Raw genomic sequence first — 13,751 nt, 5'->3', positions numbered from 1 at the left:
TCTGCCTGAGGGCGGGGTGTTTCGTCGCGACGTCCCGCCGGAGAGTGGGGTGCCTCTCGTGGACACCCATGTCCACCTGTTCACCCGCGCGCTGCCTCTCGCGGCGCGGGCCTGGACCCGGCCCGAGGGGGAGCTGACGGCGGACACGTTCGTGTCGATGATGGACGAGCACGGCGTCGGCTACGGTGTGCTGTCGGCGATGAGCCTGCTCGGCGACCTGAACGACTACACGATCGAGGCGTTGCGGGCGCACGAGCGGCTGCGCGGGACCGTCATCGTCGAGCCCACCGTCGATCGGTACGTCCTGGACCGGATGAAGTCCGACGGTGTGGTGGGCGTCAGGTTCCAGTGGCGACGGCTCGCCGACCTGCCGGACCTCACCGAACCGGCGTACCGGCGGCTGCTGTTCCGGGTCGCGGACCTCGACTGGCACATCGAGCTGAACATCGAGGGCGACCGGTTGCCGCCGGTGCTGGAGCGGCTGACCGCCTCGGGGGTGAAGGTCGTCGTGGACCACTTCGGCGACCCGGACCGGGTCGCCGGCTACACGGGCGCCGGTGGTGCGGCGCTCCTGCGCGCCCTCGACACCGGCAGGGTGTGGGTGAAGCTGTCCGCGGGCTATCGCTTCGGCGTCGGCGAGGACACGCTGGCCGGTCACGCGGCGACCCTGATCGGGGCCGCCGGGCCGGAGCACGTCTTCTGGGGGAGCGACGCCCCGTTCGTCGGCGCCCGGCATCCGGTCACCTATCGTGACGCCGTCGACTCCTTCGCGCGGCTCGTCCCCGATCCCGAGATCCGCAGGCGGATCTCACTCGCCTCGCACGCGTTCTACTTCGGCTGAGCACGAGGTCTCTTTCGGTCGAGTATGTGTACTTCTTCAACCGAGCACGCGCGCTCCTGCGACCGAGGAGGCGTACTTCTTCGGCCGAGCGCGGCCGGCATGCGCCGACCGTCGCGACCGGACCGCACGGTCGAGCCGCACAACTGAGCCGCACGACCGAACCGCACAACAGAGCCGTCCCAGCCAGGCTGGGACGGCTCTCGCCGGTCACTTCGGGGGCGGCAGGTGGCTCTGCAGGTGCTCGGAGAACCCGGCGAAGTCGGCGGCGAGTTGCTCCGCGCTCCACCCGCCGTCGCGGTGCGTGACGAACGCCTCCTTCGGGTGCGCCCAGATCGCGAACCTGTCGCCGCCGAAGCCGATGTACTGCCCGGTGACGCCGGCCGACTCGTCCGAGGCGAGGTAGACGACGAGCGGCGCCACGTCCTCGACCTTGCCGATGCCGCGCCGGCGCAGGTCGGCCGGGACCGGGCCGCCCGCCTCGACCGCGGCGACGACCTCGGTCAGCGACGGGATGGTCGCGGCCATCCTGGTCAGCGCGGTGGGCACGATCGCGTTCACGGTCACGCCCAGCTTCGCCGTCTCGGTCGACCACACCCGCACCATGGCGATGATGGCCGCCTTGGACGCGGCGTACGCCGTCTGCCCGAAGCCGCCGTACTGGCCGGCGGGTGAGCCGACCAGGATCAGCCGGCCACCGCCGCCCTGCTCGCGGAATCGGCGCACCGCGGCGCGACCGCAGGTGAAGGTGCCGCGGACGTGGCTGTCCACCACGAGGTCGAACTCCTCGTCCGTGACCTTGGCCAGCGTACGGTCGCGCAGCGCGCCGGCGTTGGTGCACATCACGTCCAGGCGGCCGAACTCCGAGACGGCCCGCTGGACCAGGGCGTCGGCCGACTCCGCGGTGCCGACGGCGCACACCTCGGCGACGGCACGCCCACCGGCGGCGGTGATCGCCTCGACGGTCTCCTTGGCGACATCGGCGTCGATGTCGTTGACCACCACGGCGGCACCGGCCGCGCCCAGCGCCTCGGCGTACGCGCGGCCGAGGCCACGCCCTGATCCGGTGACGACGGCCACCTTGTCGTTGAGCCGCATGGGCTTCCTCTCTCTATTGCTTGCTGATCTTCACTGAGCTGTAGTGGTAGTCACCGACCACCGGTACGTCGAGGCCGGTCACCCCCTTGCGGAAGGCCGCCACGTAGGTCACGCCGCACACCGGGATCACCGGGGGTCCGGCCGCCGCGACCTCCTTGATGATCTGGTGCATCGGTGCCGCCCGCTCCGTGACGTCGTCGCTGGCCCGTGCCTTCGCCAGCAGTTCGCCGATCCCGTCCTGGGAGAAGCCGCCGGGGTTGTACGCGCCGCCCTTCGTGTAGAAGTCCGCGACGAACTGGCTCGGGTCGGGCCGACCGGCCTGTACCAGCGCCACCGTGGCGGTGAACTGGCCGGTCCGGCGAGCGGTGATCATCTGCTGGAATTCCAGGACCTTGATCGTGGCCTTGATCCCCACCTTCTGCAGCTGTGCCTGCAGTGCCTGGGCGAGGATCTGGTACGACGTGTTGGGGCCGACCTCCAGCGTTATGTCCATGCCGTTCGGCAGGCCGGCCTCGGCGAGGAGTTTCTTGGCCTTCTCCGGGTCGTAGTAGGAGGACACGTCGCTCAGTTCGGGCACGTGGGCCCAGAAGCCCTCCTGGTACGGCTGCACCGCGGAGACGCAGGCGCCCTCGTACAGGTTCTTGCTGATCGCGTCGCGGTCGATGGCGTACATCAACGCCTGCCGCACCTTGGGGTTGTCGAGCCCCTTGACGGAGGTGTTCAGCAGGATTCCGTTGAAGGTGGTGTTGGGGCCCCTGACCACGGTCAGGCCGTCCGCCTCGGCCTCCTTGATCTGGCCGGGCGTGATCGAGGTGCCGTCGGCCTGGCCCGACTTCACCGCGCGCAGGCGGGTCGTCTCGTCGGAGTAGACCGTCATCTCCAGGCCGCCGATGGTCGTCTCGGCGGCGTTCCAGTAGCCCTCGAACTTCTTGAAGGTGACCTTGCCCACCTGCAGCGTGTCGATCTCGAAGGGGCCGGTGCCGACCGGCTTGGTCGGCAGGTCCTCGGCGTCGAGCGCACCGGGCGCGACCACGATGCCGGCCTCACCGGCGAGCACGTTGATCATGTAGCCGGCCGGCTCGGAGAAGGTGAGCTTCACCTCGGACGGGCCGGTGACCTCGACCTTGTCGAGCACCGACAGCGTCGTCACGAGCGCGCCGCTCTTCTTGTACGCCTCCAGCGACGCCTTGACGGCCTTGGCGTCGAACTCCTCGCCGTTGTGGAACTTCACCCCTTCGCGCAGCTTGAGGGTGATCACCTTGTTCTCGTCGGAGAACGTCCACTCGGTCGCGAGCCCCGGCCCGATCTCACCGGCCGCACTCCGGCGGATCAGGTGCTCGTAGACCACGTCGAGGAACACCGGGTCAAGCGGCGCGGCCTTGCGGGGATCGAAGGAGGTCGGGTTGCCCGGCACGGCCCACCGCAGGATAGCCGCGTTGTCGAAGGCACCGGAGTCACCGGAGGCGCCGGAGGTGTTCGACGTCGGCCGGTCGGTCGTCCCGGCGCCACAGCCGGAGAGGGCGAGACCGGTGGCGAGAAATGCGCCGGCCGTTTTTACTGCTGCTCGTTTCACGGCTTATGCCTCCATATTTCAGAAGCGAGCTTGACTGGTATGACTGGCGACCCGCGGCGCTCTCCGGCTCCGTCGTCGACGTGCCGGCCCGCGTCCGCGTGTGCCGTGGTTCTCGGTGCCCCGTCTTCAGCCGTGACGCTGAATCACGCCCCCACCAGGTCCTGGACTTGTGCTGTGGACCGGCCTACAACCGGCTACCGGCGATCGCGGCGCCCTCCGCGAGCGCGGCGAGCTTCGCCCACACGATCTCCTCGTGGCCCACGCGCGATCCGATCCCGCAGTCGGTCCCCGCCTGCAGGTTCTCCTTGCCCACCACGCTGGCGAAGTTCGTCAGCCGTTCGGCGACGAGGAGGGGGTGTTCGACCAGGTCGGTGGCGTGGCTGACCACTCCGGGGGCGAGGATCTTGCCCTCGGGCAGTTTCACGTCCTCCCACACCCGCCACTCGTGCGCGTGCCGGACGTTGCCGGACTCGATGGCGTAGGCCTGGGTGTTGACCTTGATCAGCAGGTCCGCGATGTGTTCGAGGCCGATGTCCTGGGTGTGCGGCCGGTGACCGCTGCCCCAGCAGGTGTGCATCCGGATCTGCTCGGAGGGCAACCCGTCGATGCTGTGGTTGATCACCTCTACCGCGAACTCGAGGTAACGACGCAGGTCCTCGACCGTCCAGGTGGGGTGGAACTGCCAGGTGGTCGCGAACTCGGGCTCGTCGATCTGCAGCACCAGGCCGGCGTCGGTGACCGCCCGGTACTCCTCGCGGAGCGCCTCGGCGACCGCGAACATGTACTCCTCCTCGCTCGCGTAGTGCTCGTTCCTCGCACCCGCGCCCAGGCTGAGCGGTCCCAGCGCGGCGATGAAACCGTCCACCTCCTTGCCTTCGACCGCCGTCTTCATCGCGGCGATGTCGGCCGCGATGGCGTCCTGGCCGATGTAGGTGATCGGGGAGGTGCACACCCGGCCCGACGTCGGCGGCTTCGGCGCGGCGCCCGGGGTCGAGAAGCCGGGCCGCACCGGCCCTCCGGATCCGGCCAGCCAGAGGCCGGAGGCGTAGGTGCCGGGGAAGTCCGCCTTGTCGCGCGCGGCGACGTACTCGCGCTTGGGCGGGACGTTCGGGTCGATGGGCAGGGTCTCCCAGCCGGTCACCCGGGCGTGGATGTAGCCGCTGTAGGCGGACAGGTTCGCGGCCTTGACGTACTCGCCGTCGTTGACGACGTCGAGGCCGCACTCCATCTGACGGGCGACGACCTCGGCCACCGCGCTCGGCAGCCGCGCGTCGACGGCCTCCTGATCGCCCTGGGCGATCAGCTCGTCCAGGTCCTTGGGACGCGGCAGGTTGCCGCCGTGCGTGGTGAGAATCCGACCGTTTTCGCGCCTCATGCGTGTCTCCTAGCCAAGGTGTCTTCTCCCGCGCCGACGCGCAGGAACTTCTGCAGTTGGTGCCGTCCGCTCGACGGCGCGACCCAGCCGGGTCTGATGGCGAAGCTGTACGTCACCTCCGCGACGTACAGGTCTCCGTGGGAGTCCAGCGCGACCCCGTGCGGCGCGATGAAGTTGCCGGCCGCGGTGCGGTCCGTCGTGGAGTCGCCCCACCGCTCGACCACGGCGCCGTGCCGGTCCAGCACGGTGAGCCGGGCGGGCTGGTCCTCCAGCGCCTCGCCGTGCACGAACGACCTCTTGCCTTCCGGCCGCCACAGCTCGACGACGAACACCGAGCCGTCCGGGGCGATGGTGAGGTCGCACGGGCGCCGGATGTCGGTCCACTCCTCGATGAACTCCCCGTCCGGGGTGAAGATCTGGATCCGGTCGTTCTCGCGGTCGCCGACGAACACCCGCCCGTCCGCCGCGACGTCCAGGCAGTGCGGCAGGTGGAACCGGCCGGGACCGGTGCCGGGCTCGCCCCAGGAGCCGATCAGCTCACCGGACGCGGTGAACCGGTGCACTCGGCTGTTTCCGTACCCGTCGGTCACGTAGAGGTCGCCGTTCGGGGCGACGGCGAGGTTGGTGGGCCGGTTGAACGGCCCGCCCGCGTACCGAACGCCCTCGACGCTGTGCACGTGCACCGGCCGACCGGAGACGAACCCGGTGTCCGACGCCGTCCCGGCGGTGCCCAGCGTCATGAGCAACTCGCCCTCGGGGGTGAACTTGCGGACCGTGTGGTCGCCCGCGTCGACGCAGTAGACGCCGCCGTCCGGTCCGACGGTCAGCCCGTGCGGCGTGGTGAACAGGCCCTTTCCCCAGCTGCGGACGAAGGTGCCGTCCCGCTCGTACACGATGACCTGGCCGTCGAAGCGGGTGAACAGGTAGACGCGGTCGGCCGCGTCCACGTCGACCGCGGCCACGTCGGCGTGCCGCAGGTCGTCGGGCAGCCGCTCCCAGTCGGCGTCGACCTCGAACCTCCGCCCGCCCGTCATGACGCCGCCCCGGAGGTGGAACGCGGCGCCGGCAGCCAACCCCATGGGTGGGTGCCCCAACCCGGCGCGATCAGCTCGCCGGCCCGTACGGTCTGCACCGGCCGCAGGCCGAAGCCGCCGTGGAAGACCTCCTGTTTGGTGTCGACGAACTCGAAGTCGCCTTCGACCAGGTCGAGCACCGTGAGGTCGGCCTCCCTGCCGGCCGCGATCGCGCCGAGCTCGTGCTCCGCGCCGATCGCCCGCGCCGCGTTCGCCGTGGTCATCCGGACCACCTCGGACAGGCTGTAGCCCACGGCCATGAACTTGGCCATGCACTCCAGCAGCGAGTGGAAGGTCTCTCCGGCCGCGGTCAGGTCGCTGCTGATGGTGTCGGGGAGCAGCCCGAGCGCGCGCTGCTCGCTCGCGACCCGGTAGCCGAAGTTGCCCCTGCCCAGCGCGGAGTCGAGGGTGATCCCGCGCTCGCGGGCGGCGAGCAGGGCGGGCATCATCCGATCCGCCGCGTCCATCACGCCGCCGTGGTTCGGCGTGCACAGATGGGTGAGAATGTCTCCCGCGTCGAGCTGCTCGATGGCGAACCGGGTGGCCGGTTCGAGCAGGTGCGGATCGGGGCGCCGCCGCGCGGACAGGTCGCCGATGTGCACCATGAGCGGGAGCCCGTGCTCCCTCGCCACCGCCTTGGTCGCGGACACGATGTCCTTGCCGTGCGTGGCGACGAGCGGCCCGACGAGCCGCAGCTTGATGCCCTGGACCAGCCCGGGATTGGCGGCGACGCACTTCGCGATGGCGACCGGGTCGATCTCTGCCAGGTCGTTGACGTCGATCATCGTGGGCATGGTGTGCGCGTAGCTGCCGATGTTCAGGTACGGGACGACCCGTGTCCTGGCGTTCGGCTGGATGTAGGCGGAGAAGACACCGATGTTGGCGACGCCGACGGATCCGGCGTCGACCAGTGTGGTGACTCCGGAACGCACGCCGATGGCGTCGGGGTCGCAGCCCTCCATGCCCACACCCGGGGTGATCGCGCCGTGCGCGACGTGCGTGTGGATGTCGATCAGCCCGGGGACGACGTAGCGTCCGGGGCCGCTCGCGTCGATCACCCGGCGGGCCGAGTCGGCGGGGATGTTCCCGCCGACCTTGGTGATCCGGCCGCCGGTGACGGCGATGTCCATGACGCCGTCGAGTTCCTGCCCGGGGTCCAGAACCCGGCCGCCCTTGATCAACAGGTCGTACCGGGTGACCGGGTCGTCGCTCATCAGAGTCCTCCTGTCGGTGCCGCGATCGCGGCACGTCCCGCTCAGCGGGCCTGGATGTGCTGTTCGGTTTGCCGGTCGGCGGTCAGAAGTGGTCCCAGCCAGGGGGCAGCGCGGTCATCTGCACGGCCCAGCCCGCCGCGAGTGCCTCGGCCGAGTCGGCGAGCCCGATCCGGTCCAGCACCTCGCGCGCGTCGGCGCCCGGTCGGCGTACCGGGTGGCCCAGGCGCGGCGGGTTGCCGTGCACCCGGATGGCGATGCCGGGCATCACCACCTCGCCGACCTCCTCGGAGATCTGGCTGACGGTGAGCCCTCTCGATCGGGCCCACGGGTCGGTCATCAGCTCCGCGAGGGTCGTGACCGGGTGCGCGCCCAGCCCTGCCGCGGTGAGGCGGTCGGTCCACTCGCGGGCGGTGCCGACCTGGAAGGCGGTCTCCAGGGCCGCCGCCACCGCGTCGTCGTCGGACCCGTCCAGGCCGGACAGGGCCTCCTCCAGGCCGGGGACCTCGCGGAGCGTCGGCAGGCTCTCCCGGGTCGCCCCGAGGAAGAACCATCGGTCGGCCGCCCGGTGGAACCGGTGCCACGGGTCGACCCCCAGAGCGGACGGCCCGCACGGCTCGGCCGCGCGGCGGTGCCGGTCGTGCGCCGCGGCCGGGAGCCCGGGTGCGGGGCGCACCGCGAACCTCGCCTGCTGGTAGCCGCCGGTCTGGGTGAGGGAGGTGCGCACCTGCTGGCCTTCTCCGGTCAGCTCGCGATGGTAGAGACCCACCGCGCTCGCGAAGGCGGCCATCGCGCCGGTGCCGTAGTCCAGGAGGTTGTACGGGCCCAGCACGGCCGGTCGGCCGTCGCCGCCCGTCCTGGTCATGATCCCGGTCGCGGCCTGGCCCTGGGTCTCGTACCCCCGGCGGCCGGTCCAGGGTCCGCCGTGGCCGTAGCAGCTGACGGAGACGTAGACGATGTCGGGGCGGCGGGCCCGGACGTGCTCGTAGCCGAGGCCGTAGCGTTCGGCGGTCCGCTCGGGGAAGTTGTGGGTCAGCACGTCCGCGTCGTCGATGAGGTGCCAGAGGATCTGCTGTCCCTGGCTCGACTTCACGTCCACGAGGACCGTCCGCTTGCCACGGTTGACGAACCCGTGCGCGCCGACACGCCGCTGCGGTGAGTTGATCTTGACGACGTCGGCCCCGAACTCGACGAGGATCCGTCCCGCGCTCGGCCCGGCCAGGATCTGGGTGAGGTCGACGACCCGCAGTCCCTCGTAGGGCAGACGGACCGGCTCGCCCTCGCTCCCCACCGGCTCGTCGCGCGTCGGCTCGTTTCCTGCCGACTCGTTCCCCGCCGCCTGGTTCGCCGTCGGCTCGTCGCGCGGCGAGCCGACGGGCGGCGACGTGAGTTCGGCGATGATCTCCGCGCGGTCCGCGTCGGGCAGGTGCCGTGGCCTGCCGGGCAGCGCGGGGGTGGCGGACAGCCATACCGCCGAGCCGGGCATCACCGTCGCGCCGAGTTCCGGATCGTCGACCACGACGGCCTGCCCGGAGGCGAGCGCGTGGTCGCTCTCCAACCATTCGCCCAGCGTCCTGACCGCGGCGAGCGGCACGCCCGCCGCATTGGCGAGCTCCTCCCACTCGCCCGCCGGGCGGGTCCGGAACAGTGCGGTGAGCCGGTCGTGCAGTAGCCGGCGCAGTGAGGGGTCGCGGTCCATCCGGGTGCGGTCGGTCAGGCCCTCGCCCGTCCAGGCCGTCACCCCGGCCGCGTCGAGGAACCAGGTGAGGAAGCGAGGTGTCGCGCCGATCGGGTTGAACTGCACATACCTGTCGTCCGCGCAGCGGTAGGTGCCACTGCCGTTGGAACTGATCGCCCGATCCGGCGGCAGCCCCTGCGCGACCGGGTAGGCGCCGCTCCCCCCGATGGCCTCGAACATCGCGTCGAACAGCGGCACCTCGACGCGGTCACCCCGTCCGGTGCGGTGCCGGGCGGTGAGGCTCGCCACGATCGCGAAGGCGCCGCAGAACGCCGCGAAGTTGGACGCGACGGGTACCGCCGTGTAGGTCGGCCGGGTGTCGTCCCAGCCGTCCGGCGCGTGACCGGCCCGGATCCGGCAGTTGCCGGTGGCGGCCGCGACGACCCCCTCCCAGCCGGGGACACCGGCGCGCGGATCGTCGGCCGCGAAGCCGGGCATCGAGCAGTAGACGAGCCGCGGGTTGCCCGCGCGTGACTCCTCCCAGCCGAGACCGAGCCGGTCCATCACCCCCGGCCGGAAGTTCTCGACGAGAACGTCGGCCCGCCGGACGAGGTCGCGGGCGACGCCCAGGTCCGCCGCGTTCTTCAGGTCGAGGCTGATCCGCCGCTTGCCCCGGTTAAAGAACGCGTCTTCGGCACCGGGAGTGACGCCAGGACGGTCGACGTGCACAACGTCGGCCCCCTGGTCGGCGAGCATGAGCGCGGCCAGCGGTCCTGCGACGTGGTGACCGAAGTCGACGACGCGGATCCCGTGCAGCGCTCCTGGGGCTCCTGGGGCTCCTGGGGCTCGGGAGGCTTCTGAGGTTTGGAAGGCTCGGGAGGCGCTCATCGCGAGGTCTCCTGGGTCTCGCCGATCAGCGCGTCGTTCGGCGGCGGCCGGTGCAGCACGCACGCGACCCGGTGCTCGGCGCCGATCTGCAACAGCGGCGGGTCCAGGTGAGCGCACTCGTCCTGGACGACCGGGCAGCGGGTGCGAAAGCGGCAACCCGAAGGGGGGTTCGCCGGATCGGGAAGCTCGCCGCGCAGCACGGTGCGGCGCCGCGAGCGCTGCACGTCGGGATCGGGCACCGGCACCGCCGACAGCAGCGCCTTGGTGTACGGGTGCCGCGGGTCGGTGGCGATCTGCTCCGCGGACCCCTCCTCGACGATCCGGCCCAGGTACATCACCGCGATCCGGTGCGACAGGTGCCTGACCGTGGCGAAGTCGTGGGACACGAGGACCACCGCCTGCCCGGTGTCCTCCTGGATGGACAGCAGCAGGTTGAGGATCTCCGAACGGGTGGACAGGTCCAGCGCGGAGGTCGGCTCGTCGGCGACGAGAACGCTCGGTGAGAGCGCCAGCGCGCGGGCGATGCAGACCCGCTGCCGCTGCCCACCGGACAGCTCGTCCGGATACCTGTCGACGAACGCCGGATCGAGGGTGACCCGGCCGAGCAGCTGGGCGGCGTGCTCACGCATCTGGTCCCGGCCGATCCGGCCGTGGACCAGGAGCGGTTCGGCGACGGCGTGGCCGATCGTCTTGGTCGGGTCGAGCGCGCCGTACGGATCCTGGAAGATGACCTGGAGCTTGCCGCGCATCTCCTTGAGCTCGCTGCCGCGCGCCCTGCTGACGTCCTTGCCCTCCACCTCGACCGTGCCCCGGTCCGGCTTGAGCAGCCGGGCCATCAGCCGGCCCACCGTCGTCTTGCCCGATCCGGACTCGCCCACGATGCCGACCGTGGTGCCGGCCCGTACCTCCAGGTCGACTCCGTCGACGGCCTGGACGCTCTCCAGCGTCCGGCCCAGCAGGCCGCGGCGCAGCGGGAACGACTTGCTCAGGCCGCGTACGCGCAGAACCACACGATCCTCAGCCACGGACGGCCCCCTTCAGAATCAGGTCGCCGGAGGCGACGCGTCCGCATCGCGTGTGGCGTTCGTCGTCGATGACCGCGTCGGCCTGTGGTCGCCGGCAGAAGTCCTCGACGCTGTGCGCGCAGCGAGGCTCGAACCGGCAGCCCTCGGGGAACTGCCCTGCGGAAGGGACCCGGCCCGGGATGACCGTCAAACTGCTCCGGGCCCGGCCCGCCTGCGGCACGGCGGCGAGCAGCGCGCCGGAGTACGGGTGCCGAGGATCGTAGAAGAGCCGGTCGACGGGGGTTCGCTCGGCGACGTGACCGGCGTACATGACGACCACGTCGTCACAGAAGTCCGCGACCACGCCGAGGTCGTGCGTGACCAGCAGGACGGCCAGATCGAGGTCGCGTCGCAGGTCGCGCAGCAGCTCCAGGATCTCGGCCTGGATCGTGACGTCGAGGGCGGTGGTCGGTTCGTCGGCGATCAGCAGCTTCGGGTCGCAGGCGATGGCGGCCGCGATCATGACGCGTTGCTGCATGCCGCCGCTCATCTCGTGCGGGTAGGACCTGAGCCTGCGCTCGGCGTTCGGGATGCCGACCCGGCTCAGCAGCTGTCCGGCCTGCTTGAGCGCGACCGACCGCCGCTCGCCCAGGTGCAGCCGTCGTACCTCGGCGATCTGGTCGCCGACGGTCATCGTGGGGTTGAGGCTGCTCATCGGCTCCTGGAAGACCATGCCGACCGGTCCGCCGCGGATCCGGCGAAGCTGCCGCCGGTCGCAGGTGAGCAGGTCCACCCCGTCGAAGCGGATCGCGCCCGCCGAGACCCGGACGGCCGCGGGCAACAGGCCCAGGATCGCCATGGAGGTGAGCGACTTGCCGCAGCCGGACTCGCCGATCAACGCGACCGCCTGCCCCTTGCGCACCTCGAAGGTGACGTCCTCGACCAGGCCGGGCTGTCTGGAGCCGCCGGGCAGGTCGATGGTGAGGCCCTCGACGGAGAGCAGCGGCTCGGTGGCGTCGCTTCGCTGCGCCGGTCCTGCTGTCATGTACGCCTCCTGAGTCCGACGGCGTCACGGATCGAGTCACCGATCGTGTTGAACGCGAGCACGGTCAGCACCATCGCGATTCCGGGCGGCACCACCGAGAAGGGGGAGTGGAACTGGTTGGTGTACGCGGCCTTGAGCATCGAGCCCCAACTCGCGTCGGGTGGCTGTACTCCGAGACCGATGAAGCTCAGGCTCGCCTCGACGAGGAGCGCGACGCCCATCAGGATCGTGACCTGGACCAGCAGCGGGGCGGCGATGTTGGGCAGGATGTGCACCCAGAGGGTTCGCCGGGTGGACGAGCCGATCGCCACCGCCGAGTCCACGAAGGTCTCCTCCGCCACGGCCATCGTCGCCCCGCGTACGACCCGGAACAGGCCGGGGGAGAAGATGATGCCGATCGCGAGCATCGCGTTGACCAGCCCCGGGCCGAGCACGGCGACGATGGCCAGCGCCCCGACGAGGGCGGGGAGGCTGAGGACGGTGTCGGCGAGCCGGCCCGCGACGCTGTCGACGACGCCGCGCCGCACACCGGCCCACAGCCCGAGCGGCAGGCCGATGAGCAACGCGACGCCCACCGAGATGAGCGGGGCGACGACGGCGATGCGCGACGCCTGGATGATCCGGCTCGCGACGTCACGGCCGAACTCGTCGGTGCCGAGCAGATGCGTGAGGCTGACGTCGGCGAACCTGTTGCCGAGATCCTGAACCTCCGGGTCGTGCGGGTAGACGAGCGGCCCGGCGATCGCGAAGAAGACGAGGACGACGACGAATCCGACGGCGACCGCGCTGGACGGCCGGCGCAGGATCGAGCGGAGGACATGGCGCGGACGGGCGCTCCGGGTGGCCATGGTCATGCCGTACGCACCTTCGGGTTGATCCAGCCGTAGGCCAGGTCCACGATGAGGTTGATCGCCACCACGATGACGGCGCTGAACAGGACGTAGCCCTGGATCATCGGATAGTTCCGTTGCAGCACCGAGTTGATGGCGAGGGAGCCGAGTCCGGAGATGCCGAACACGGCCTCCACCACGATGACTCCGCCGAGGAGCCGCCCGGCCTGCAGGCCGAGCACGGTCACCACCGGGATGGCCGCGTTACGCAGGATGTGCCGCCGGACCAGCCACATGCCCGAGGCGCCTCTGGCCCGTGCCGTGCGCACGTACGGGCGAGTGAGCACGTCGGCCACGCAGCCCCGGGTGTGCCTGGCGAGCTCCGCCGCCGTGGCCACCCCGAGCGCCGTGGACGGGAGGATCACGTAGGAGAGCCACTCCCCGAACCCCTCCCTGAAGTCGACGTATCCGGTCGCGGGTAACCAGGGATTGGCCAGCGCGAACACGGACACGAGCACCATCGCGAGCCAGAAGCTCGGCATCGCGATGCCGAGGGTGGCGAGGGCGGAGACGGCCCGGTCGATCCAGCTTCCCTGGGTGAGGCCCGCGACGATGCCGGCCGTCACACCGAGCACGACGGCGATCATGATCGCCACCAGGGTGATGACCACGGTCGGCGGCGCCGCCTCGATGATCGTGTCCGCGACGGACCTGTTGGTGAACAACGAGTTGCCGAGGTCTCCCTGCAGGACGCCGGAGAACCAGGCGAAGTACCGCTCCAGGACGGGTTTGTCCAAGCCGAGTTCGGTGCGGATCCTGACCACTTCGGCCACGGTGGCGTTCTCACCGGCGATCACTTCCGCCGGGTCGCCGGGAATCAGCTGTACCAGCAGGAAGGTGAGAATCGAAACAAGCCACAAGACCAGCAGACCGCCGCCGAGCCGGCGAATTACCATGCCCGCGCTCACCGCCACCTCCGTCCAGCGCTACGTGGAACGAAGGGTGCGCGGAGCCGGGCGAGACACCCGCAGGCTCCGTTCGTGCAACATCGATCCACTGCGCTGTTGTCCGATAATGGGACAAAATGTGCAATAGTTGTAAACGCCATGCTGCCCTGCGGTTACCTGGGCGTCAAGAG

Annotated in this window: 11 protein-coding genes; 1 reads left to right on the top strand and 10 read right to left on the bottom strand. The window is 70.7% G+C overall.

Annotated elements, in window-relative coordinates; genetic code table 11:
- Positions 1–58 precede the first annotated feature (58 nt).
- The gene (locus ACFY3V_RS08055) at positions 59–841 is read left to right on the top strand and encodes an amidohydrolase family protein (protein ID WP_389771138.1); all 783 of its coding nucleotides are present in this window, start codon (positions 59–61) and stop codon (positions 839–841) included.
- A gap of 207 nt (positions 842–1,048) precedes the next feature.
- On the opposite strand, the gene ACFY3V_RS08050 is transcribed toward ACFY3V_RS08055, so the two are convergent.
- The 10 genes from ACFY3V_RS08050 to ACFY3V_RS08005 all read right to left on the bottom strand — a co-directional run bounded on the left by ACFY3V_RS08050 (position 1,049) and on the right by ACFY3V_RS08005 (position 13,569).
- Positions 1,049–1,936, bottom strand: a complete 888-nt coding sequence (locus ACFY3V_RS08050) for an SDR family oxidoreductase (RefSeq protein WP_350942227.1) — start codon at positions 1,934–1,936, stop codon at positions 1,049–1,051.
- Between the two features lie 13 nt (positions 1,937–1,949).
- Complete coding sequence (locus ACFY3V_RS08045; protein ID WP_362903438.1) at positions 1,950–3,509, bottom strand: ABC transporter substrate-binding protein; 1,560 nt, start codon at positions 3,507–3,509, stop codon at positions 1,950–1,952.
- Positions 3,510–3,693: 184 nt separating this feature from the next.
- Positions 3,694–4,884: an epoxyalkane--coenzyme M transferase gene (locus ACFY3V_RS08040; RefSeq protein ID WP_350942230.1), complete on the bottom strand. Its 1,191-nt coding sequence runs from the start codon at positions 4,882–4,884 to the stop codon at positions 3,694–3,696.
- The gene (locus tag ACFY3V_RS08035; protein ID WP_389771133.1) at positions 4,881–5,918 is read right to left on the bottom strand and encodes a peptidyl-alpha-hydroxyglycine alpha-amidating lyase family protein; all 1,038 of its coding nucleotides are present in this window, start codon (positions 5,916–5,918) and stop codon (positions 4,881–4,883) included. Before ACFY3V_RS08035 ends, ACFY3V_RS08040 begins: the two co-directional genes overlap by 4 nt.
- On the bottom strand, positions 5,915–7,171 hold the full coding sequence (locus ACFY3V_RS08030) for an amidohydrolase family protein (RefSeq protein WP_389771131.1): 1,257 nt from the start codon (positions 7,169–7,171) through the stop codon (positions 5,915–5,917). Before ACFY3V_RS08030 ends, ACFY3V_RS08035 begins: the two co-directional genes overlap by 4 nt.
- Positions 7,172–7,253: 82 nt before the next feature.
- Complete coding sequence (locus tag ACFY3V_RS08025; RefSeq protein WP_389771128.1) at positions 7,254–9,734, bottom strand: CaiB/BaiF CoA transferase family protein; 2,481 nt, start codon at positions 9,732–9,734, stop codon at positions 7,254–7,256.
- A complete protein-coding gene (locus tag ACFY3V_RS08020; protein ID WP_362903448.1) occupies positions 9,731–10,759 on the bottom strand; it encodes an ABC transporter ATP-binding protein in 1,029 nt (342 codons plus the stop codon). Before ACFY3V_RS08020 ends, ACFY3V_RS08025 begins: the two co-directional genes overlap by 4 nt.
- Positions 10,752–11,783: an ABC transporter ATP-binding protein gene (locus ACFY3V_RS08015; protein ID WP_362903450.1), complete on the bottom strand. Its 1,032-nt coding sequence runs from the start codon at positions 11,781–11,783 to the stop codon at positions 10,752–10,754. The genes ACFY3V_RS08020 and ACFY3V_RS08015 overlap by 8 nt, the downstream gene beginning before the upstream one ends.
- Positions 11,780–12,637 (bottom strand): ABC transporter permease, encoded by an 858-nt coding sequence (locus tag ACFY3V_RS08010; RefSeq protein WP_389771123.1) that lies wholly within the window; start codon positions 12,635–12,637, stop codon positions 11,780–11,782. Before ACFY3V_RS08010 ends, ACFY3V_RS08015 begins: the two co-directional genes overlap by 4 nt.
- Entirely contained in the window at positions 12,634–13,569 is a 936-nt protein-coding gene (locus ACFY3V_RS08005; RefSeq protein WP_389771120.1) for an ABC transporter permease, read from the bottom strand. Before ACFY3V_RS08005 ends, ACFY3V_RS08010 begins: the two co-directional genes overlap by 4 nt.
- Between the last annotated feature and the right edge of the window lie 182 nt (positions 13,570–13,751).

Origin of the sequence: Streptosporangium sp. NPDC000095, assembly GCF_042899335.1 — a bacterium.
Taxonomy (GTDB): Bacteria; Actinomycetota; Actinomycetes; order Streptosporangiales; family Streptosporangiaceae; genus Streptosporangium.
Note: the sequence above shows the minus strand (reverse complement) of the source record. Positions and strands in the feature narration are given on the sequence as shown.